At 61.1% G+C, this 21,475-nt stretch carries 19 protein-coding genes; 10 read left to right on the plus strand and 9 right to left on the minus strand.

The window, feature by feature from the left end; genetic code table 11:
• Position 1 precedes the first annotated feature (1 nt).
• The 4 genes from dapF to PSH96_RS28470 are packed head-to-tail and all read left to right on the plus strand — an operon-like array spanning position 2 to position 3,162.
• Positions 2–832, plus strand: coding sequence for a diaminopimelate epimerase (gene dapF / locus PSH96_RS28455; protein ID WP_305456588.1), 831 nt, complete (start codon positions 2–4; stop codon positions 830–832).
• A gap of 13 nt (positions 833–845) precedes the next feature.
• Positions 846–1,562, plus strand: a complete 717-nt coding sequence (locus tag PSH96_RS28460) for a DUF484 family protein (RefSeq protein WP_056860805.1) — start codon at positions 846–848, stop codon at positions 1,560–1,562.
• 2 nt (positions 1,563–1,564) lie between these two features.
• Positions 1,565–2,464 (plus strand): tyrosine recombinase XerC, encoded by a 900-nt coding sequence (xerC, locus tag PSH96_RS28465; protein WP_010207453.1) that lies wholly within the window; start codon positions 1,565–1,567, stop codon positions 2,462–2,464.
• Complete coding sequence (locus tag PSH96_RS28470) at positions 2,461–3,162, plus strand: HAD family hydrolase (protein WP_305456592.1); 702 nt, start codon at positions 2,461–2,463, stop codon at positions 3,160–3,162. The genes xerC and PSH96_RS28470 overlap by 4 nt, the downstream gene beginning before the upstream one ends.
• Positions 3,163–3,286: 124 nt before the next feature.
• Here the strand turns inward: PSH96_RS28470 and sutA are convergent, their stop codons facing one another.
• The 4 genes from sutA to glnK form a co-directional block, all read right to left on the minus strand.
• Complete coding sequence (gene sutA, locus PSH96_RS28475; RefSeq protein WP_056860807.1) at positions 3,287–3,613, minus strand: transcriptional regulator SutA; 327 nt, start codon at positions 3,611–3,613, stop codon at positions 3,287–3,289.
• Between the two features lie 102 nt (positions 3,614–3,715).
• On the minus strand, positions 3,716–4,141 hold the full coding sequence (locus PSH96_RS28480; protein ID WP_056860808.1) for a secondary thiamine-phosphate synthase enzyme YjbQ: 426 nt from the start codon (positions 4,139–4,141) through the stop codon (positions 3,716–3,718).
• Positions 4,142–4,350: 209 nt separating this feature from the next.
• Entirely contained in the window at positions 4,351–5,691 is a 1,341-nt protein-coding gene (locus PSH96_RS28485) for an ammonium transporter (protein WP_138813331.1), read from the minus strand.
• Between the two features lie 35 nt (positions 5,692–5,726).
• Positions 5,727–6,065 (minus strand): P-II family nitrogen regulator, encoded by a 339-nt coding sequence (glnK, locus tag PSH96_RS28490; RefSeq protein ID WP_002555808.1) that lies wholly within the window; start codon positions 6,063–6,065, stop codon positions 5,727–5,729.
• 422 nt (positions 6,066–6,487) lie between these two features.
• Between glnK and PSH96_RS28495 the strand changes: the two genes are divergently transcribed.
• Positions 6,488–6,751: an accessory factor UbiK family protein gene (locus tag PSH96_RS28495; RefSeq protein WP_058421153.1), complete on the plus strand. Its 264-nt coding sequence runs from the start codon at positions 6,488–6,490 to the stop codon at positions 6,749–6,751.
• Between the two features lie 198 nt (positions 6,752–6,949).
• Entirely contained in the window at positions 6,950–8,446 is a 1,497-nt protein-coding gene (locus PSH96_RS28500; RefSeq protein ID WP_305456595.1) for a YifB family Mg chelatase-like AAA ATPase, read from the plus strand.
• 3 nt (positions 8,447–8,449) lie between these two features.
• On the opposite strand, the gene PSH96_RS28505 is transcribed toward PSH96_RS28500, so the two are convergent.
• Entirely contained in the window at positions 8,450–9,028 is a 579-nt protein-coding gene (locus PSH96_RS28505) for a TetR/AcrR family transcriptional regulator (RefSeq protein ID WP_305456596.1), read from the minus strand.
• A 112-nt stretch (positions 9,029–9,140) separates the two neighbouring features.
• On the opposite strand from PSH96_RS28505, the gene PSH96_RS28510 reads away from it, so the two are divergent.
• On the plus strand, positions 9,141–10,055 hold the full coding sequence (locus tag PSH96_RS28510) for an ABC transporter six-transmembrane domain-containing protein (protein WP_305456597.1): 915 nt from the start codon (positions 9,141–9,143) through the stop codon (positions 10,053–10,055).
• 3 nt (positions 10,056–10,058) lie between these two features.
• On the opposite strand, the gene PSH96_RS28515 is transcribed toward PSH96_RS28510, so the two are convergent.
• Both PSH96_RS28515 and PSH96_RS28520 read right to left on the minus strand, forming a co-directional pair.
• Positions 10,059–12,035, minus strand: coding sequence for a methyl-accepting chemotaxis protein (locus tag PSH96_RS28515; RefSeq protein WP_305456600.1), 1,977 nt, complete (start codon positions 12,033–12,035; stop codon positions 10,059–10,061).
• A 166-nt stretch (positions 12,036–12,201) separates the two neighbouring features.
• A complete protein-coding gene (locus PSH96_RS28520; RefSeq protein ID WP_305456602.1) occupies positions 12,202–13,122 on the minus strand; it encodes a LysR substrate-binding domain-containing protein in 921 nt (306 codons plus the stop codon).
• A 136-nt stretch (positions 13,123–13,258) separates the two neighbouring features.
• On the opposite strand from PSH96_RS28520, the gene PSH96_RS28525 reads away from it, so the two are divergent.
• On the plus strand, positions 13,259–14,662 hold the full coding sequence (locus PSH96_RS28525) for a NorM family multidrug efflux MATE transporter (protein ID WP_305456604.1): 1,404 nt from the start codon (positions 13,259–13,261) through the stop codon (positions 14,660–14,662).
• 129 nt (positions 14,663–14,791) lie between these two features.
• On the opposite strand, the gene PSH96_RS28530 is transcribed toward PSH96_RS28525, so the two are convergent.
• Complete coding sequence (locus PSH96_RS28530; RefSeq protein WP_305456606.1) at positions 14,792–16,456, minus strand: bifunctional diguanylate cyclase/phosphodiesterase; 1,665 nt, start codon at positions 16,454–16,456, stop codon at positions 14,792–14,794.
• Between the two features lie 255 nt (positions 16,457–16,711).
• Between PSH96_RS28530 and rep the strand changes: the two genes are divergently transcribed.
• On the plus strand, positions 16,712–18,721 hold the full coding sequence (gene rep / locus PSH96_RS28535) for a DNA helicase Rep (RefSeq protein WP_056860818.1): 2,010 nt from the start codon (positions 16,712–16,714) through the stop codon (positions 18,719–18,721).
• 58 nt (positions 18,722–18,779) lie between these two features.
• Complete coding sequence (locus tag PSH96_RS28540; RefSeq protein ID WP_053258645.1) at positions 18,780–19,352, plus strand: xanthine phosphoribosyltransferase; 573 nt, start codon at positions 18,780–18,782, stop codon at positions 19,350–19,352.
• A gap of 132 nt (positions 19,353–19,484) precedes the next feature.
• Here PSH96_RS28540 and PSH96_RS28545 read toward each other — a convergent pair whose 3' ends face one another.
• The gene (locus PSH96_RS28545) at positions 19,485–21,407 is read right to left on the minus strand and encodes an acetyl-CoA hydrolase/transferase C-terminal domain-containing protein (protein WP_305456609.1); all 1,923 of its coding nucleotides are present in this window, start codon (positions 21,405–21,407) and stop codon (positions 19,485–19,487) included.
• Between the last annotated feature and the right edge of the window lie 68 nt (positions 21,408–21,475).

The following is a 21,475-nucleotide window of genomic DNA, read 5'->3' on the forward strand; positions in this document are numbered from 1 at the left end:
CATGCTGCTGCGTTTTACCAAGATGCACGGGCTGGGTAATGATTTCATGGTCCTTGACCTGGTCAGCCAGCACGCGCACATCCTGCCCAAGCACGCCAAACAGTGGGGCGACCGTCACACCGGCATCGGTTTCGACCAGTTGCTGATCGTTGAGGCGCCGAGCAACCCGGAGGTGGATTTCCGTTACCGGATCTTCAACTCCGACGGTTCCGAAGTGGAACAATGCGGCAACGGTGCGCGTTGCTTTGCGCGCTTTGTGCTGGACAAGCGCCTGACCGCCAAACGCCAGATTCGCGTCGAAACCAAAAGCGGCGTGATCGAGCTGGATATTCGCAGCGACGGCCAGATCAGCGTCAACATGGGCGCGCCACGCCTGGTGCCGGCGGATATTCCGTTTCAGGCCACCGAGCAGGCCGCCAGTTACGCGCTGGACGTAGAAGGCAAAGCCGTCGACATCGCAGCCGTCTCCATGGGCAACCCCCATGCCGTGCTGCGGGTCAACGACATCAATAACGCCCCGGTGCATGAGCTGGGGCCGAAGATCGAGCATCACCCGCGCTTTCCGGCACGGGTCAATGTGGGCTTTTTGCAGGTGATCGACCGTACCCGTGCGCAACTGCGCGTATGGGAACGCGGCGCCGGCGAAACCCAGGCGTGCGGCACCGGTGCTTGCGCCGCAGCCGTCGCCGCGATCAGCCAGGGGTGGATGGATTCGCCGCTGCTGATCGACCTGCCTGGTGGACGTCTGTCCATCGAATGGGCAGGCCCTGGCCACCCGGTGCTGATGACCGGGCCGGCCTCGCGTGTATACGAAGGACAGGTCCGTCTATGAGTGAGCCAAGCTAATGACCGATAAGCCTCAAGTACCCGCCCAAGCAACCCCAAGCGAAAGTCTGGAGGCCGCTGCTGTCGCGGCGTACCTTGAGGCTAATCCGGACTTCTTCGTCGAACACGAAGAACTGCTGCCCGCCCTGCGCATCCCCCACCAGCGTGGCGATACCGTGTCGCTGGTGGAGCGGCAGATGAAGATCCTGCGCGAGCGTAATATCGAGATGCGCCATCGGCTTTCACACCTGATGGATGTGGCCCGCGACAACGACCGCCTGTTCGACAAGACCCGCCGCCTTATTCTGACCCTGATGGACGCCAACAGCCTGGAAGAAACGGTCATCGCCGTGGAAGACAGCCTGCGCCAGGACTTCCAGGTGCCGTTTGTCAGCCTGATTTTGTTCAGCGACAACCCGATGCCGGTGGGCCGCTGGGTCAGCGGCAGCGACGCGCAAACCGCAATCGGCGGCCTGCTCTCGGAAGGCAAGACCATCAGCGGCACCTTGCGTGAACACGAGCTGGATTTCCTGTTTGGCGCCGAACAGCGCAAGCAGATCGGTTCCACCGCCGTGGTCGCCCTCAGCCATCAAGGCTTGCACGGCGTGCTGGCGATTGCCAGCCGTGACCCTGCGCACTACAAAAGCTCGGTGGGCACGCTGTTCTTGACCTACATCGCCGAAGTGCTGGGCCGCGTCTTGCCGCGCCACACCACCACCCTGCGCGCGGTGCGCTAGCCATGGAACGGCAACTGGACGCTTATTGCGCTCACCTGCGCAACGAGCGCCAGGTGTCGCCCCATACCCTGGAAGCCTATCGACGGGACTTGAACAAGGTCTTGGCGTACTGCGAAAAACAACAGATCAGCAGTTGGAAGGCGCTGGATATCCAGAGCCTGCGCAGCCTGATCGCGCGGCTGCACCAGGCGGGCCAATCTTCGCGCAGCCTGTCACGCCTGCTCTCGGCGGTACGCGGCCTCTATCACTACCTCAACCGCGAAGGCCTGTGCGACCACGACCCAGCCAACGGCCTGTCGCCGCCCAAGGGCGAACGGCGCCTGCCCAAAACCCTCGACACCGACCGTGCCCTGCAATTGCTGGACGGCGCCGTTGAGGACGACTTCCTGGCCCATCGTGACCAGGCGATTCTGGAGCTGTTCTATTCCTCGGGCCTGCGCCTGTCGGAGCTGACCGGCCTGAACCTGGATCAGTTGGACCTGGCGGACGGCCTGGTGCAAGTGCTCGGCAAGGGCAGCAAGACCCGCGTGTTGCCAGTGGGCAGGAAGGCCCGCGAAGCCTTGCAGCTGTGGTTGCCGCTGCGCCTGTTGACCAACCCGGCCGACGACGCGGTGTTCGTCAGCCAGCAAGGCCGACGCCTGGGTCCACGGGCGATTCAGGTGCGGGTCAAGGCGGCCGGCGAGCGCGAACTGGGGCAAAACCTGCACCCGCATATGCTGCGCCATTCCTTTGCCAGCCATATGCTGGAGTCGTCCCAGGACCTGCGCGCCGTGCAGGAGCTGCTCGGCCACTCCGATATCAAGACCACGCAGATCTATACCCACCTCGACTTCCAACACCTGGCGACGGTGTACGACAGCGCCCATCCACGGGCCAAACGCATCAAGGGCGGCGACTCATGAGTATCAAGCTGATCACCTTCGACCTGGACGACACGCTCTGGGACAACGTACCCGTCATCATCAACGCCGAGGCGTCGATGCGCGAATGGCTGGCGGTTAACGCTTCCAAGGTTGGCGACTTGCCCCTGGAGCATTTCGCCAGCCTTCGCCAACAGGTGTTGGAGCGCCATCCAGAGCTTAAATATCGCATCAGCATCCTGCGTCACAAGGTCCTGATGCACGCGTTTGAAGAGGCGGGTTACCCACAGCCTGAAGCTACGCAGATGGCGGACGTGTGCTACGAAGCGTTTATTCACGCCCGTCACCAGCTCACTCCGTTTCCGGAAGCGGAGCCCATGCTGCAGGCGCTGCGCCAGCACTTCCTGCTGGGCGTGATCACCAACGGCAATGCCGACGTGCAACGCGTAGGCCTGGCGGATTACTTCCACTTTGCCCTGCGCGCCGAGGATATCGGCATCGCCAAACCGGATGCGCGGCTGTTTCAGGAAGCCTTGCAGCGAGGCGGTGTTAACGCCAGCCAAGCGGTGCATATCGGCGATCACCCCGGTGATGACATTGCCGGAGCGCAGCAGGCCGGGCTTCGCGCGGTGTGGTTCAACCCGACGGGCAAAGCGTGGGAAGCGGATAAGCAGCCGGATGCGGAGATTCGTAGCCTGACAGAGTTGCCGAAGCTGCTGCGCAGCTGGCAGTCACACTGAGGATCCAATGTGGGAGCTGGCTTGCCTGCTCCCACAGGGGTATGTGGTGAATTTTAAGAATTTGTTTCAGGCATGAAAAAACCCGCAGCGACGGCGGGCTTTTTCTTACAAGCGGGTCGCTGACTCAGATAGGTCGGCTGCCGTACTTGTTATCCGGCTTCTTCGGTGGGTCTGCCACCACGTTGGCCTCGACTTCCTGCACTTTGCCGCCTTTAGCGAGGAATTCTTCCATCGCACGGGCCAGCGCATCGCGCTCTTTGTTCTTGGCTTCAACGCTCGGCAGTTCGTCTACCGAAACAGCAGCCTTGGCTTTGCCTTTGGCCACCGGGGCGGGCGCATCATCGCCACCGTCGTCGTCAGCAACGTCTTCAGCTGCCGCTTCAAGACCTTCTTCGGCCTCGTCGTCGTCACCTACTTCAAGGTCGTCGTTTTCCAGATCATCGTCGCTCATGTTCTACCTCATGACTTGCGAAAAGCAGATTAGTTATAGCCCAGCTTCAACCTCTGTCGAGGTCGCCGGAAAAAAATCAATATCCACCGGGTTTCCAGTGGCTTATGCCCCATCACCGTGCAACGTGGCGAGGACTTTACGAGCACCGCCATGATCTCGGTGCTCGCCCAGATAAACACCTTGCCAAGTCCCTATCGCCAAGCGGCCGGCCTTGACCGGCAAACTCAACTGGCAGCCCAGCAGACTGGCCTTGAAGTGCGCCGGCAGATCATCCGGACCTTCGTCGTTATGTTCGAACCCTGCACGCCCTTGCGGCACCAGCGAGTTGAAAAAACGCTCGAAGTCACGGCGAACCGCCGGGTCGGCATTCTCGTTGATGGTCAACGAGGCCGAGGTGTGCTGCAGCCACAAATGCAACAGGCCTACGCGACACGCCTTCAATTCAGGCAGGCCGGCAAGCAACTCATCCGTTACCAGGTGAAAGCCCCGGGGCTTGGCCCGCAGGGTAATCAGGGTCTGTTGCCACATACAGTTCTCCGCCCATCGGCGCGCATTCTAGCGCGGTCTGGGAAAAAACAAAGTGTCGAATACGCCTACATGCATGTAAGACTTTCGCACCCTCAAAAGTGCCGTGTGGATCCCATCACAAACTCGGCAAAAAACCCATCCGCCTTTAGCCACAGACAAACACCAGACAAAAAAATGCCCGGCAAGCCGGGCATCTTTTTTTCGCGTACTTACAAGTTGTAGCCGCGTTCGTTGTGTTGCGCCAGGTCGAGGCCCACCGCCTCTTCTTCTTCGGTTACCCGCAGGCCCATCACCATGTCCAGCACCTTGAGGATGATGAAGGTCACGATGGCCGTGTAGATCACGGTAAAGCCCACGCCTTTGCACTGGATCCAGACTTGCGCCGCGATGTCAGTGGTGGCCGCGTTGAAGCCGCCCAGCGAAGGTGCAGCGAACACGCCGGTGAGGATCGCGCCGAGGATACCGCCGATACCGTGTACGCCGAAGGCGTCCAGGGAGTCGTCGTAGCCCAGTTTGCGTTTCAGGGTAGTGGCGCAGAAGAAGCACACCACGCCCGCCGCCAGGCCGATGACAAGGGCGCCCATCGGGCCTACGGTGCCGGCAGCCGGGGTGATTGCAACCAGACCGGCCACAACGCCCGAGGCAATGCCCAGTGCGCTTGGCTTGCCGTGGGTGACCCACTCGGCGAACATCCAGCCCAGTGCGGCGGCAGCGGTAGCAATTTGAGTCACCAGCATCGCCATGCCAGCAGTGCCATTGGCAGCAGCTGCAGAGCCTGCGTTGAAGCCGAACCAGCCAACCCACAGCATGGCTGCACCGATCAGGGTGTAACCCAGGTTATGCGGTGCCATTGGGGTGGTCGGGAAGCCTTTACGCTTGCCGAGTACCAGGCACGCCACCAGGCCGGCCACACCGGCGTTGATGTGCACCACGGTGCCGCCGGCGAAGTCCAGCACGCCCCAATCACCCATCAACGAACCCGGGCCGCCCCACACCATGTGGGCAATCGGCGCGTAGACCAGGGTGAACCAGACGCCCATGAAGATCAGCATCGCGGAGAACTTCATACGCTCGGCGAATGCACCAACGATCAGCGCAGGGGTAATGATGGCAAAGGTCATCTGGAAGGTGACGAACACCGCCTCAGGGAACAGCGCCGCAGGGCCGGTGATGCTCGCCGGGGTTACGCCCGACAGGAACAGTTTGGACAGGCCGCCCACGAACGAGTTGAGGTTGACGACGCCTGCTTCCATACCGGTGGTGTCGAACGCCATGCTGTAGCCGTAAACGAACCACAGGATGGTGATCAGCCCGGTGATGGCAAAGCACTGCATCATCACGGAAAGAATGTTTTTGGAGCGCACCATGCCGCCGTAGAACAGCGCCAGGCCCGGAATGGTCATGAACAGTACCAGCGCGGTGGATGTGAGCATCCACGCCGTGTCGCCGGAATTGAGGACTGGAGCAGGGGCTGGGTCCGCCGCCAATGCCAAGGCCGGCATTACGAGGGACAACAGGGCTCCTAGCCCTGCGAATTTACGCAGAGTCATATTGTTTTCTCCTGGGGCGTTGGGGGTTTGGCGGCTTAGATTGCGTCGGTATCGGTTTCGCCGGTACGGATGCGAATAGCCTGTTCCAGATTGACCACAAAGATCTTGCCGTCACCGATCTTGCCGGTGTTGGCCGCCTTGGTTATCGCCTCGATAACCCGGTCAAGATCCTTGTCGTCAATGGCGACATCAATCTTCACCTTTGGCAGGAAATCGACCACATATTCCGCGCCGCGATACAGCTCGGTGTGACCCTTCTGCCGACCGAAGCCTTTGACCTCAGTAACGGTAATGCCCTGCACGCCGATCTCGGACAGTGACTCGCGAACATCGTCCAACTTGAACGGCTTGATGATGGCAGTGACTAGCTTCATGAAAACTCTCTCCCGAATTGGTGGACTTGCCCCAGGAAAACAAACCCGTCTCAAGTCTAAGCGCAGTGCCTGGCTTTGTAACGCGTCGTCGCCTCGGCATTTGCCGTTGCGACGCCAGCGAACCACTGGTGACGAAACCTGTACCCCTGATCCGTCGGCGCACTGCATTCGTCACAGCGACTGCATCAGTGCATGGGTCATGATCGTCTAAGCAGAAACCTTGCCAGCTCCGTAAAAATCACTGAAATCAGTCCTTTGCCCACTTATGCCCACCTGCGGGGCGTTTGCGCGGCACCAATGCGCACAAAAACAGTGCGCCACCGCCCGGCCCACTGCGCGAAAAGCGTGCGCTCGCGGCCGTGAAAAAGACTATAGACGCTGCGTGATACACTGCCGGCCAACAGTTTTCCGGAATATTTCCCATGCTCGCGCCCAAAGACCTCCTCGACGCCCTGAGCGGCCACGCCTCTCGCCTGTTCAGCGGCGAAACCCCGCTGCCCCGCAACGAAATCGAAAGCCAGTTCAAGGCCCTGCTGCAAAGCGGCTTCAGCAAGCTCGACCTGGTGAGCCGGGAAGAATTTGACAGCCAGATGGTCGTACTCGCCCGCACCCGTGCGCGGTTGGAGAGTCTGGAAGCGAAGGTGGCGGAGCTGGAAGCGCGGTTGACCCCACCCGCGGCTGAATAAACCCGGCCCCTGTGGGAGCTGGCTTGCCTGCGATAGCGGTGTTGGATTTACTGGCGCTATCGCAGGCAAGCCAGCTCCCACAGGTGTTCTGCGTCGTTCTTTGGATACGTTCAGTAAAACCTCCCTCCCTCGAAAGCATCCCACCTCGTCTACCCTTGAAAAACCCGCAGGAAGCGGCCTCCCACTCAAGGAACGAGCATGTCCCTCGCCATCGTCCACAGCCGTGCCCAAATTGGCGTAGAAGCCCCCGCCGTTACCGTCGAAGTGCATATGGCCAATGGTCTTCCCTCACTGACCTTGGTGGGCCTGCCGGAAACCGCCGTCAGGGAAAGCAAGGACCGCGTGCGCAGCGCCATCCTCAACTCCGCGCTGCAATACCCGGCCCGTCGTATCACCCTCAACCTCGCGCCCGCCGACCTGCCCAAGGATGGCGGGCGTTTTGATTTGGCGATTGCCTTGGGCATCCTCGCTGCCAGCGTGCAGGTGCCGGCGTTGATGCTCGATGACGTGGAATGCCTGGGGGAATTGGCACTGTCGGGTGAGGTGCGGGCGGTCAAAGGTGTGCTGCCGGCCGCACTGGCCGCACGCAAGGCCGGGCGCACCGTGATAGTGCCGCGGGCGAATGCCGAGGAGGCGTGCCTGGCGTCGGGATTGAAGGTGATTGCAGTGGACCACTTGCTGCAAGTGGTGGCGCACCTGAATGGGGTTGTGCCGATTGAGCCGTATAAATCCGATGGTTTGCTGTACCTGAACAAGCCCTACCCGGACTTGAGTGAGGTGCAAGGCCAACTGGCCGCCAAGCGTGCACTGCTGATCGCGGCGGCGGGCGCGCACAACCTGCTGCTCAGTGGGCCACCTGGCACCGGCAAGACCTTGCTCGCCAGCCGCCTGCCTGGCTTGCTGCCGCCCTTGAGTGAGCAGGAAGCCCTGGAAGTGGCGGCAATCCAATCAGTGGTCAGCCTGGCGCCATTGAGCCATTGGCCGCACCGCCCGTTCCGTCAGCCGCACCATTCGGCGTCGGGGCCGGCGCTGGTAGGCGGCGGGTCAAAACCGCAGCCGGGGGAAATCACCCTGGCCCATCATGGCGTGCTGTTTCTGGATGAGCTGCCGGAGTTTGATCGCAAGGTGCTGGAAGTGCTGCGCGAGCCGCTCGAATCCGGGCATATCGTGATCTCCCGCGCCCGTGACCGGGTGAGTTTTCCGGCACGGTTTCAATTGGTGGCCGCCATGAACCCCTGCCCTTGCGGCTATTTGGGCGAACCCAGCGGGCGCTGTCGGTGTACGCCGGAGCAAATCCAGCGCTACCGCAACAAGCTATCGGGGCCATTGCTGGATCGGATCGACTTGCACCTCACTGTTGCCCGGGAAGCCACCGCGCTGAACCCGCTCCAACAGGATGGTGACACTACCGCAACAGCCTCGGCGGAAGTCGCCGAGGCCCGTGAGCGCCAACAAAAACGCCAAGGCTGCGCCAATGCCGTCCTGGACCTGCCAGGGCTGCGCAAGCACTGCCAACTGGCAAAAGCCGATGAAGGCTGGCTGGAAAACGCCTGCGAACGACTGACCTTGTCCCTGCGCGCAGCCCATCGTTTACTCAAGGTGGCGCGCACCCTGGCCGACCTTGAACAGGCTGAAAACATCGCCCGGCATCATTTGCAGGAGGCCTTGCAGTACCGGCCTGCCGCAATGGGCTAAGCCTTATGCGGAAAAACCCAGCAGCAGCTGCGCCACTTCCATGACCTCATCGAGCACCGCCTCGGCCGACTCCACAGACGGCTTGAGCATCAGGTCGTCGGCATACCCCATCGCCAATGCGAAAATTTGCCGGGCCGCCCGTTGCGGCGATTCGCAGCGCAATACACCCTCAGCCACGCCTCGCTCAATCACCCCGGCCAGCATGCCTTGCCACTGCGCATTGATCACCAGATACGCCTGGGCCATTTGCGGGTCGTGCATGGCTTCGTCCCAGGCATCCAGCCACAACGCCCAGCCGGCATCAGCGGTGCTCGGCAGGCAATCACTTAAAAAACCCACCAGCGCCTCAAGCGGCGGCGCATCCGCCAACGGTTCGCGCACTTCATCCAATTGCTCATTGGCAAAGCGCACAAAGGCTTCGCGACGCAGTTCGCTCCAGTCGCTGAAGTAGTGATAGACGTGGCTGCGCGACAGGCCGGCATGCTCGGCCAAGTCACGGGTGGACACATCGGCAAAACCCTTGCTGCGAAACAGCTCCAGGGCGGCGGCGATGATCTGGTCTTTACGGTCGATACGCGACATGGGCAATTCCTTCAGGCACCCGTAGATAAGCGGAGCTTGCTTTTTGAGCGATCGCTCAAGGATACTTGAGCAGTCGCTCAATAATAGCGTCTATCACCCCTTTGGTGCACTCATGTCATCCGTGACCCCGCAAATCCTGATTGAAGAAAGCAAGAAAATCGGCCAGCAATCCGCCGGCCAAACGCTCAAGGCGATTGCCAAGGCTTACCCCGGCAAGCTGTTCTGCACACTGTCACTGGTGGCGCTGGAGAATGCGCTGCTGCTGGCCTACCCGCTGTTTGCCGGGTTTGCGGTGGACTCGATTATCCGTGGCGATGCCACCAGCGCGTTGTTCTATGCGTTGGTGGTGATGGCGTTCTGGGTGGTCGGCGCGGCGCGGCGCGCGCTGGATACGCGCACCTTCACGCGAATCTACGCCGACCTTGCGGTGCCGGTGATTCTCAACCAGCGCCAGCAGAATCACAGCACCTCAAAATCCGCCGCGCGGGTGGTGCTTGCGCGCGAATTCGTCGACTTCTTTGAAAAACACGTGCCGATTATCGCCACGGCGCTGGTCTCGATTATCGGCGCGGCGGTGATGCTGATCGTGATTGAGCCGTGGGTCGGCCTGGCGTGCCTGGCCGCCCTGCTGCTGTGTGTGACGCTGTTGCCACGCTTTGCCCAGCGCAACCAGGAGCTGCATGAGCGCCTGAATGATCGCCTGGAGAAGGAAATCGGCCTGGTGGAAAAAGTCGGCGCACCCACCTTGCGTCGCCACTACCAGGTGCTGTCACGCCTGCGCATCTGGCTGTCCGACCGCGAGGCCGCCGCGTACCTGTTTCTCGGCACGCTGGCAGCCCTGCTGTTTGTGGTCGCGATCAGCCAGCTGGCTTTGTCGCCGGCGGTCAAGGCCGGCCACATCTACGCGGTCATGACCTACCTGTGGACCTTCGTCACCAGCATGGACGAGGCACCGGGGATGGTCGACCAACTGGCGCGCCTCAAGGACATCGGCAAGCGCGTGGACCCAGGCCTGGGCGAGCATTAAGCCTTAACGAAAACGGTCAACCTCGTGCCGCAAGCCGGCCGCCAGGGTTTCCAGTTCCTTGGCGGTAATGGCCAGGTTCGACACCACTTCGCGCTGTTCGCTGTTGGCCAGGGCAATGCTCTGCAGGTTGCTGCTCAGCACGTTGGCCGTGCTGCTCTGCTCCTGGGTCGCAGTGGTGATGGCAGCAAATTGCTGGCCTGCCGAACGGCTTTGCTCGTCGATGCGCGCCAGGGCCGAGGCCACGTCAGCGTTGCGCGACAGGCCTTCCTGCATCAACACGTTGCCGTGTTCCATGGTGCTGATGGCGTTGCCGGTTTCCTGCTGGATGCTTTGGATCATCACCGAGATTTCGTCGGTGGCCTGGCGCGTGCGCGAGGCCAGGTTGCGCACTTCGTCGGCAACCACCGCGAAGCCCCGGCCTTGTTCACCGGCCCGCGCCGCCTCGATGGCGGCGTTGAGCGCCAGCAGGTTGGTTTGCTCGGCAATCGAGGTGATCACGCCGACGATCCCGCCAATTTCCTGGGAGCGCTGGCCCAAGGTGTTGATCACCGTGGCCGTGCTGTTCAGGGCGGTGGCGATATGCTCCAACGACGACGACGCCTCTTGCATCGAGGTGCGGCCAATACGCGTCTGCTGGGCGTTTTCCTGGGCCAGTCGCTCGGTATTGCCCATGTTGTCGGCGATGTTCAGCGAGGTGGCGCTGAACTCTTCCACTGCGCCTGCCATGCTGGTGATTTCGCCGGACTGCTGCTCCATGCCCTCATAGGCCCCACCCGACAGGCCGGACAACGCCTGGGCTCGGCTGTTGACCTCTTCGGCCGCTTTACGGATGTGCGAGACCATGGTCGACAGCGCCTCACCCATCTGGTTGAAGCTGCTCGCCAACTGGCCGATTTCGTCATGGCTGGACACATTCAAGCGAGCGCTCAAATCGCCGGCGCCCAAGGCTTCGGCCTGGCGTACCAAGTCGCTCAAAGGCTGCAATTTTCTGCGCAGCAACCACACCGCCGCGCCTACTGCCAGCAACATCGCCAGCACGCTGCCGATCACCAGGCGAATACCGACCGCCCAAGTGACTGCACGTATTTCGGACTTCGGCATACTCGCCACCACCGACCACGGCCCGCCTTCGAACGGCACCGCAACGCTGTAGAAATCTTCGTCCTTGTCGCTCCAGAAGCGGCCTTTGCCTGGGTTCTTGGCCAGATCAAGCATCACCGGGACTGCCTGGTCCAACGCCTGCACACCGGCCGGTGGCACCAGCCAGTGCTTCTGTTCGTCCAACAAGGCGAGCGAGCCGGTGTGGCCGATACGGAAGCGTTTGAGGTTGTCGAACTGGGCCTTTTGCTCGTCGGTGTAATCAAAGCCGATAAACAACACGGCGATCACCTTGCCAGCGGCATCGCGCACGGGGCTGTACTGGGTCATGTAGGCACGATCAAACAACACCGCCCGCCCAATGTAATTCTGCCCGGCCAAAAGGCGCTGGTAAGCCGGATGCTGGTGATCCAGCACAGTCCCGATGGCGCGGTTGCCGTCTTGTTTGGTCAGGGAGGTGCTGATGCGGATGAAGTCTTCGCCACTGCGCACAAACACCGTGGCCACGCCGCCGGACATCTGCTTGAACTCGTCCACCTCTGCGAAGTTGTTGTTCAACACCTCATCGCCCAGGAGCAGGCTTGGGGTCTGCACACCGGCCACCGCAACCTGTTGATCCGCGCGCACGCTCAAGCCGGCGCCAAAGCGCTTTTCAAACAGCCCGCTCAATCGCTGAGTGCTCTCGCGCAAGGTGCTGTGGAAGGTGTTGAGTTGGTCGGCCAGCAAGCGGGCCTCGCTGGCCAGGTGTTCCTCGCGGATGTCGAGGTTGGCCGAGTCGAGGGAACGCAGGGCAAACACCGTACTGCCGCTGATGACGACCGCTAAAATAACGGCCAAGGCAAGGCCTAACTGAGAGGCGATCCGAGCGCGAGGTTGAGACATGACAGCTCCTGGCCGGGGCCAGGATCATCCTGATCTCTTAGCGCAGCTCGGCAAATTATCGGGTGGGAAACGCTGGAAAATGGGGGTTCCAGCACACCTTATTCGGCAAGCGCGGGCAATACTTGAGCGATTCACAGGGGTATCGCGCAAACGATTGCACATAAGGCTAGGCAAGGCGTTCGACCTGGGGCAATTCCATGGCGTTGACTTCGCCTTGAAGAAACTCCGCCAATCGCCGCAAGCGCTCACCACCGGGGCGGGTTTTCGGCCACACCAGGTAGTAATTTTCCCCACTGGCTACCGCCGTCGGCCACGGCAGGCTCAAGCGGCCCTGGGCCACCTCTTCGGCCACCATCAGCAAATCGCCCATGGACACGCCATAACCCCGCGCGGCGGCGATCATGCCCAACTCCAAGGTATCGAACACCTGCCCGCCCTTGAGCGACACCTGGGACGACAACCCCATGCGCTCGAGCCAATTGCGCCAGTCACGGCGGTCGGGCGTGGGGTGCAGCAACTCGGCGCTTGCCAGGCGCCGGACATCCCAGGGGCCGTCATTGAGCAAGTTGGGCGCGCCCACCGGGATCAGTAATTCGGGGAACAGGTAGCAGGCCTCCCAATCTGCCGGGAAGTGCCCGTAGCTCAGCAATACAGCGCAGTCGAAAGGTTCCTGGTTGAAGTCCACTTCATCCACGCTCATCCATGCGCTGGTCAGTTGCACCTCATTGCCCGGCTGCAAGGCGCGGAAACGGCTGAGCCGCGCCAGCAACCAGCGCATGGTCAGGGTCGGCGGCGCCTTCATGCGCAGGATGTCGTCTTCGGCGTTCAGGGTGTGGCAGGCGCGCTCCAGCGCCGCGAAGCCTTCGCGCACGCCGGGCAACAGCAGACGCGCCGCTTCGGTGAGCTGCAGGTTGCGGCCACTGCGCTGAAACAGGCGGCAGGCGAAGTGCTCTTCGAGCGTGCGGATATGCCGGCTGACCGCACTTTGCGTAATGGAAAGCTCATCGGCCGCACGGGTGAATGAGTTGTGCCGGGAGGCGGCTTCAAAGGCGCGCAAGGCATACAGCGGAGGCAGACGACGTGGCATGGAAGAACCTCCTCAGAGCAATATCCAACCCTAGCATGAGTTTTAATCATGCAAGTGATCGCTTTTATCCTTTTGTGTAATGCCTCAAGAGCGCCGAGAATCAACCCTTTCCCCAACCTCTGACTTTTTGAGCGTGATGATCATGCAACATCCGGTGCGTACTGAACTCTGGGCCATTCTGCGGCTGTCAGGGCCGTTGATTGCCTCACAGTTGGCGCACATGCTGATGGTGCTGACCGACACCCTGATGATGGCCCGCCTGAGCCCCGAAGCCCTGGCCGGTGGTGGCCTGGGCGCGGCGAGTTATTCGTTCGTGGCGATTTTCTGTATCGGCGTGATTGCCGCCGTCGGCACGCTGGTCGCCATCCGCCATGGTGCCGGCGACATCGAAGGCGCCACGCGCCTGACCCAGGCCGGGCTCTGGCTCGCCTGGCTGATGGCGTTGGTGGCCGGTTTGCTGCTGTGGAACCTCAAGCCGGTGCTGCTGATGTTTGGCCAGACCGAAACCAACGTGCAGGCGGCGGGGCAATTCTTGACCATCCTGCCGTTCGCCCTGCCCGGCTACCTGAGCTTTATGGCGTTGCGCGGCTTTACCAGTGCCATCGGCAAGGCGACACCGGTGATGGTGATCAGCCTGGGCGGCACCGTCATTAACTACCTGCTCAACCATGCGCTGATCGAGGGCATGTTCGGTCTGCCGAAGCTCGGCTTGATGGGCATCGGCCTGGTAACAGCGATCGTCGCCAACTGCATGGCCCTGGCGTTGATGTGGTACATCCGCAGCAACCGCGCTTACGCGGCCTACCCGCTCGGCACGGGCCTGTTGCGCCTTAACATGCAGTATCTGCGTGAGCTGTGGCGCCTGGGCCTGCCGATTGGCGGCACCTACGCGGTGGAGGTCGGCTTGTTCGCCTTCGCGGCGCTGTGCATGGGCACCATGGGCAGTACGCAATTGGCAGCGCATCAGATTGCCCTGCAAATCGTTTCGGTGGCGTTCATGGTGCCGGCGGGGATGTCCTACGCGATCACCATGCGCATCGGCCAGCATTACGGCGCCGGTAAATTGCTGCAAGCACGCATGGCCGGGCGGGTCGGAATCGGTTTTGGCGCATTGGTGATGTTGGGGTTTGCCGTTGTGCTGTGGCTGTTTTCCGATGCGCTTATCGGGCTGTTTCTGGACCATAACGACCCGGCTTTCCACGACGTCATCGTGCTGGCGGTCAGCCTGTTGGCCGTGGCGGCGTGGTTTGAGTTGTTCGACGGCGTGCAGACCATTGCCATGGGCTGTATTCGCGGGCTGAAGGACGCCAAGACCACCTTCCTGGTCGGGCTGGGTTGCTATTGGCTGATCGGCGCACCGTCTGCCTGGTTGATGGCCTTTACCCTGGGCTGGGGGCCAACGGGCGTGTGGTGGGGGTTGGCGCTTGGGCTGGCGTGTGCGGCCGTCAGCCTGACGTGGGCGTTTGAGGCGAAGATGAAGCGGATGATTCGGCAGGAGCCTGAAGTGCACACGCAATTCCCGGCCATGCAACCAGACTAGAGAATGTACTCGGTCAATGTGGGAGCTGGCTTGCCTGCGATGGCGGTGTGTCAGTTGCCAAACTGGCTGGCTGGCCTACCGCTATCGCAGGCAAGCCAGCGCCCACATTTTTGATTGGGCTTACAAGATTTAACCCAGTAAAGCCTGCTGGCTCTTGCCGAACGTCAAATACTCCACCAGTTCCGGCAACGGCAACGGTTTGCTGATCAGGTAACCCTGGGCCTGATCACACCCAAACAGGCGCAACAACGCCAGCTGTTCGGGGGTTTCCACACCCTCGGCGACCACTTCCAGGTTGAGGTTGTGGGCCAGGTTGATCATGGCGTGCACCAGCTTGCGGTTTTCTTCGCGCTCTTCCATGCCGCCGACGAAGCTCTTGTCGATCTTCAGCAAGGCAATCGGTAGGCTGTTGAGGTGCACGAACGAGGAAAAACCGGTGCCGAAATCGTCCAGGGAAAACCGCACACCCAGGCGGCCAAGGGCGTCCATGGTCTGCTTGACCAGGTCACTGCGGCGCATCACGGCGGTTTCGGTCAGCTCGAACTCCAGCCACTGCGCCTCCACGCCACGCTCGGTAATCAGCCGGCTCAACGTGGAAAGCAGCTGGCTGTCCTGGAATTGGCGAAACGACAGGTTGACCGCCATGTGCAACGGCGGCAGGCCGCGTTCGCGCAAGTCTTGCATGTCGCGCAGGGCGCGGGAGATCACCCAGTAACCCAGCGGCACAATCAGGCCACTCTGTTCGGCCAAGGGCACGAACTCGCTGGGCGGCAACAGGCCACGCTCGCCGTGGCGCCAGCGCACCAAAGCTTCCAGGCCGACGATATGCCCGTCGTCCAGGTCCAGGCGCGGCTGGTAGTGCAGCTCCAGTTCGTCGCGGCGCAACGCACGGCGCAGTTCACTCTCCAGGTCGGCCAGGCTGCGGGCGTTGCGGTTGATGCGTTCATTGAAGATATGAAAGGTGCAGCCCTGAGTACTTTTGGCCTGCTGCATGGCGATGTGCGCGTGCCACATCAGCGGGTCGGCCCCGGCGCGGGCACGGGCATGTGCCACGCCCAGGCTGCAGCCGATCAGCAGGCTTTCGCCATCCACCCAATACGGTTCGGCCATGGCTTCGGTAATGCGCTCAGCCATCCACTCGGCGCGCTGGGGCGCACGGCGGGTGTCGATCAACAGGGCAAATTCGTCGCTGCCCAGGCGCGCCAGTTGGTCGCCGGCCTCGAGCTGGCTCTTGAGCCGCGAGACCACTTGCAGGATCAAGCGATCGCCGGCCTGATGGCCCAAGGCGTCGTTGGCGTGACGGAAGTTGTCGAGGTCCAGATGGCCGAGGGCCAGGCCACGGCCTTCGTTTTCGGCCAGGCGCGCCGCCAGCAAGGTCTGGAAACCCTGGCGGTTGGCGATACCGGTGAGCGGGTCCTGTTCGGCCAGGCGCTGCAGGGTGTTTTCCAGCACGCCACGCTCACGCACGTGGCGCAGGCAGCGGCGCAAGGTATCGGTATCCAATGCACCAAGGACCAGCCAATCGCTCACGCCCAGCGGTGCAACCAGCGGTTCCTGCTCCAGCAGCAATATGCACGGCAGGCTGCAACGGCCTGGCCCGGGTTGCAGGCTGGGTGTGGTCAATAACACGGCACTGTGGTCGTCATCGAACAGACGACTCACCGAGTCCCAGTTGGGCGCGCTGACCAGCACAGCCCCATCGCCCATCGGCGCCAGGCACTCGCGCAACAACGCTGCCCACGCTGGCTCATCGGCCAGTAGCAGCAAACGCAAGGGTTCGACAGGCGTAGACAAGCTAGCTCCCTAGACTCTGCAAAATTGTGTTGGCGGCGGGCATTATGACGTGCTGCCTGATAATCACCAATGATAGGGGTTATCAAATACGACAGCTGCAAGCATTCGTCGTACAAGTGCCCACATCCTGCGGCAAAGTATCAAAACCGGCAAATTTAGATCGAGTGGTACGTCACACCGTCGTTCTAAAGCAGCAGAATCTTGCCAGCCTGTTAAAATGCCCGCCCTTTTGAACAACGACTCCCTGATTTCTGTATGTCCCGACTCAATCCCCGGCAGCAAGAAGCCGTGAACTACGTCGGCGGCCCTCTATTGGTGCTCGCCGGTGCAGGCTCCGGCAAGACCAGCGTGATCACCCGCAAGATCGCGCACCTGATCCAGAACTGCGGCATCCGTGCCCAGTACATCGTCGCCATGACCTTTACCAACAAGGCCGCGCGCGAAATGAAGGAACGTGTCGGCACGCTGCTCAAGGGCGGCGAAGGCCGTGGCCTCACGGTGTGTACCTTCCACAACCTGGGTTTGAACATTATCCGCAAGGAGCATGCGCGGCTGGGCTACAAGCCGGGTTTCTCGATCTTCGACGAGACCGATGTGAAGTCGCTGATGACCGACATCATGCAAAAGGAATACGCAGGCGACGACGGCGTGGATGAGATCAAGAACATGATCGGCGCCTGGAAAAACGACCTGATCCTGCCGCCCCAAGCCCTGGAAAACGCGCGCAACCCCAAGGAGCAGACCGCCGCCATCGTCTACACCCACTACCAGCGCACGCTCAAGGCGTTCAACGCGGTGGACTTCGACGACCTGATCCTGCTGCCGGTAAAGCTGTTCGAGGAACACGCCGACATCCTCGAAAAATGGCAGAACAAGGTCCGCTATCTGCTGGTGGACGAATACCAGGACACCAACGCCAGCCAATACCTGCTGGTGAAAATGCTCATCGGCACGCGCAACCAGTTCACCGTGGTAGGCGACGACGACCAGTCGATCTACGCCTGGCGTGGCGCGCGCCCGGAAAACCTGATGTTGCTCAAGGACGACTACCCGTCCTTGAAGGTGGTGATGCTGGAACAGAACTACCGCTCCACCAGCCGTATCCTGCGTTGCGCCAACGTGCTTATTTCCAACAACCCCCACGAGTTTGAAAAACAACTGTGGAGCGAGATGGGTCACGGCGACGAGATCCGCGTGATCCGTTGCCGCAACGAAGACGCCGAAGCCGAGCGCGTGGCCGTGGAAATCCTCAGCCTGCACCTGCGCACCGACCGGCCTTACAGCGATTTCGCCATCCTGTACCGAGGCAACTACCAGGCCAAGCTGATCGAGCTGAAGTTGCAGCACCACCAGGTGCCGTATCGCCTGTCGGGCGGCAACAGCTTTTTCGGACGCCAGGAAGTAAAAGACCTGATGGCCTACTTCCGGCTGATCGTGAACCCGGATGACGACAACGCCTTTCTGCGCGTGATCAACGTGCCGCGTCGGGAAATCGGTTCGACGACCCTGGAAAAGCTCGGCAACTACGCCACCGAACGCAAGATTTCGATGTACGCCGCCACCGACGAAATCGGCCTGGGCGAGCACCTGGACACGCGCTTCACCGATCGCCTGTCGCGCTTCAAGCGCTTCATGGACAAGGTGCGCGAGCAATGCGCCGGCGAAGACCCGATCAGCGCCCTGCGCAGCATGGTCATGGATATCGACTATGAAAACTGGCTGCGCACCAACAGTTCCAGCGACAAGGCTGCGGATTACCGCATGGGCAACGTCTGGTTCCTGATCGAAGCGTTGAAAAACACGCTGGAGAAGGACGAAGAAGGCGAGATGACCGTCGAAGACGCCATCGGCAAGCTGGTGTTGCGCGACATGCTTGAGCGCCAGCAGGAAGAAGAAGACGGTGCCGAAGGCGTGCAGATGATGACCTTGCATGCGTCAAAAGGCCTGGAATTCCCTTACGTGTTCATCATGGGCATGGAAGAGGAAATCCTCCCGCACCGTTCCAGCATTGAAGCCGACACCATCGAGGAGGAACGGCGCCTGGCCTACGTGGGCATTACCCGCGCACGTCAGACACTGGCCTTCACCTTCGCCGCCAAACGCAAGCAATACGGCGAGATCATCGATTGTGCCCCCAGCCGGTTCCTGGATGAACTGCCGCCGGACGATCTGGCCTGGGAAGGCAATGACGACACCCCGACCGAGGTGAAGGCCGTTCGCGGCAACACCGCCTTGGCGGACATACGCGCGATGTTAAAGCGCTAGAATCGACTACTTTTTAATCTACTTTCGGCGCACACCGCGCCATTAGAGGAAGCTTTCCGTGGAAGCACTGCACAAGAAAATTCGCGAAGAAGGCATCGTGCTTTCCGATCAGGTCCTCAAGGTTGACGCCTTTTTGAACCACCAGATCGACCCGGCGCTGATGAAGTTGATCGGCGACGAATTCGCCGCGCGGTTCAAAGACTCGGGCATCACCAAGATCGTCACCATCGAAGCGTCGGGTATTGCACCGGCGATCATGACCGGCCTGAACCTTGGCGTGCCGGTGATCTTCGCCCGCAAGCAACAGTCCCTGACGTTGACCGAAAACCTGCTGTCGGCGACCGTGTACTCCTTCACCAAGAAGGTCGAAAGCACCGTGGCGATTTCCCCACGTCACCTGACCAGCAGCGACCGCGTGCTGGTAATCGATGACTTTTTGGCCAACGGCAAGGCGTCCCAGGCGCTGATTTCGATCATCAAGCAAGCCGGCGCGACCGTTGCAGGCTTGGGGATTGTGATCGAGAAGTCGTTCCAGGGTGGCCGTGCGGAGCTGGACGCGCAGGGTTATCGGGTTGAGTCGCTGGCGCGGGTTAAGTCGTTGGCGGGTGGTGTAGTTACGTTCATCGAGTAATCACTGCCTGAACTCGATTAAAAATGTGGGAGCTGGCTTGCCTGCGATGAGGGTCTGACAGTCGACAACTCTGTCGACTGACACTCCGCTATCGCAGGCAAGCCAGCTCCCACATTTGATTTTTGGTGCCTGTCAGTGCGCGGTGGCCTGCAGGCCGGCGAGCAACAAGCGCTGATACAGATCCTCTTTCAACCCCTCCGGCTGATCCAGCCGCATGCGCTTCAAATGCTCGGGAAACGCCTCCGGCTCCGGCGCATCCAGTGCCGCCCGGCCCAATTCCAGAATCTCCGTCAGCTTGAATTTGCTCTTGAGCCAGTTAAGGGCGCGCAACAGGTCCCGTTCCTCATCGGTAAAATCAGTGCCCAACGGATATTCCGGGAACAACCGGCGATGCCGCGCCTGAATGCCCTTGAGCCGCTCAGGCGTATTATCGGCAAAACGGGGGTCCAGCTCGAAGTCCTTGGGCAGTTTGCCGGCCTTTTGCGCCTGTTCGATCAGGTCACTCTGGAAGCGCGAGTCGGTGATCTGGAGCAGCGCCTCGATCACCTTGGCATCCGTCTGACCACGCAAATCGGCAATGCCGTATTCGGTAATGACGATATCCCGCAGGTGCCGTGGGATGGTGCAGTGGCCGTACTCCCAGACGATATTGGAACTGACTTCCCCCGCCGACTCGCGCCAGCTGCGCAGAATCAGGATCGAACGCGCGCCCTCCAACGCATGGCCTTGCGCAACAAAGTTGTACTGCCCGCCCACGCCGCTGAGTACGCGGCCGTCTTCAAGCTGGTCGGCCACGCCTGCGCCGAGCAACGTCACCATGATCGCGCTGTTGATAAAGCGCGCATCCAGGCGTTGCAGACGCTTGAGTTCCTCCTGCCCGTACAGCTCATTGATGTAGCTGATGCCGGTCATGTTGAATTCGAGACGTTTGGCGTGAGTCATTTCCTGCAAACGCTGGTAAAAGCTGCGCGGCCCGAGGAAGAAACCGCCGTGAATGGAAACGCCGTCGGGCTGCGCGGCGTCATCCAGGATGCCAGCGTTGGCCTGCTGCTGGGTCGTCACATCCGGGTAGACTTTGCGCCGAATAATCCCGGCATCGGCCAGCACCAGCAGGCCGTTGACGAACATTTCGCTGCACCCATAAAGGCCGCGGGCAAAGGGCTCGACACCGCCTTCGCGGCTGATTAACGGCGCCCACTGATACACATCCAAGTCAGTCAGCAATAAGCGATAGGCTTCGTTATCGGCCTGGCGCGCCAGCAAGGCGGCGGTCAACGCATCGCCCATCGAGCCAATGCCAATCTGCAACGTGCCGCCATCGCGCACCAGGGTGCTGGCATGCAAGCCGATAAAGTGGTCTTGAAAGCCGACCGGCATATTCGGTGTGGAGAACAGCGTGGTGCTGTCCTTTTCGTCGATCAGGTAATCGAAGGCGTCCATGCCCAGTTCGGCATCGCCGGGCATATAGGGCAAATCGCTGTGAACCTGGCCGACGACAAGGATGGTTTCGCCTGCTTCGCGGCGCTTGGCGATCATCGGCAGCAGGTCAAGGGTGATATCGGGGTTGCAGCTCAGACTCAGCCGGTCGGGGTGCTCGGCGCTGCTGGCGACCAATTGCGCCACCAGGTTCAAGCCGGCGGCGTTGATATCGCGGGCGGCGTGGCTGTAGTTGCTGCTGACGTAGTCCTGCTGCGCCGACGTACTGTGCAGCAGGCTGCCGGGCTGCATGAAGAACTGCTGCACGCGGATGTTCTTTGGCAGGCTGTCCTTGTGCAAATCCGCTAGAAAGTCCAGCTCGGGATAATCACCAAATACCCGCTCGATAAAGGGTTCGAGAAAGCGCTTCTGCAACCCGTCACCCATGGTCGGGCGGCCCAGGGCGAGTGCGGTGTAAATCGTCAGCTCGCGCTCCGGCAGCTTGGCGACACGCCGGTACAGCGCGTTGACGAACAGGTTGGGCTTGCCCAAACCGAGCGGCATGCCCATGTGGATATGCGCCGGCAAGCGCGCCAGTACGTCGTCAACTGCTTGCTCGATTGAACACAACTGCACCATCCGACCCTCCTGAACATTCCGTGATTAGGGGTTGGACCGAGCTTGCCGGGTCTTTGCTGCAATGAACA

Source organism: Pseudomonas sp. FP2338 (assembly GCF_030687515.1).
Lineage (GTDB): Bacteria > Pseudomonadota > Gammaproteobacteria > Pseudomonadales > Pseudomonadaceae > Aquipseudomonas > Aquipseudomonas salomonii.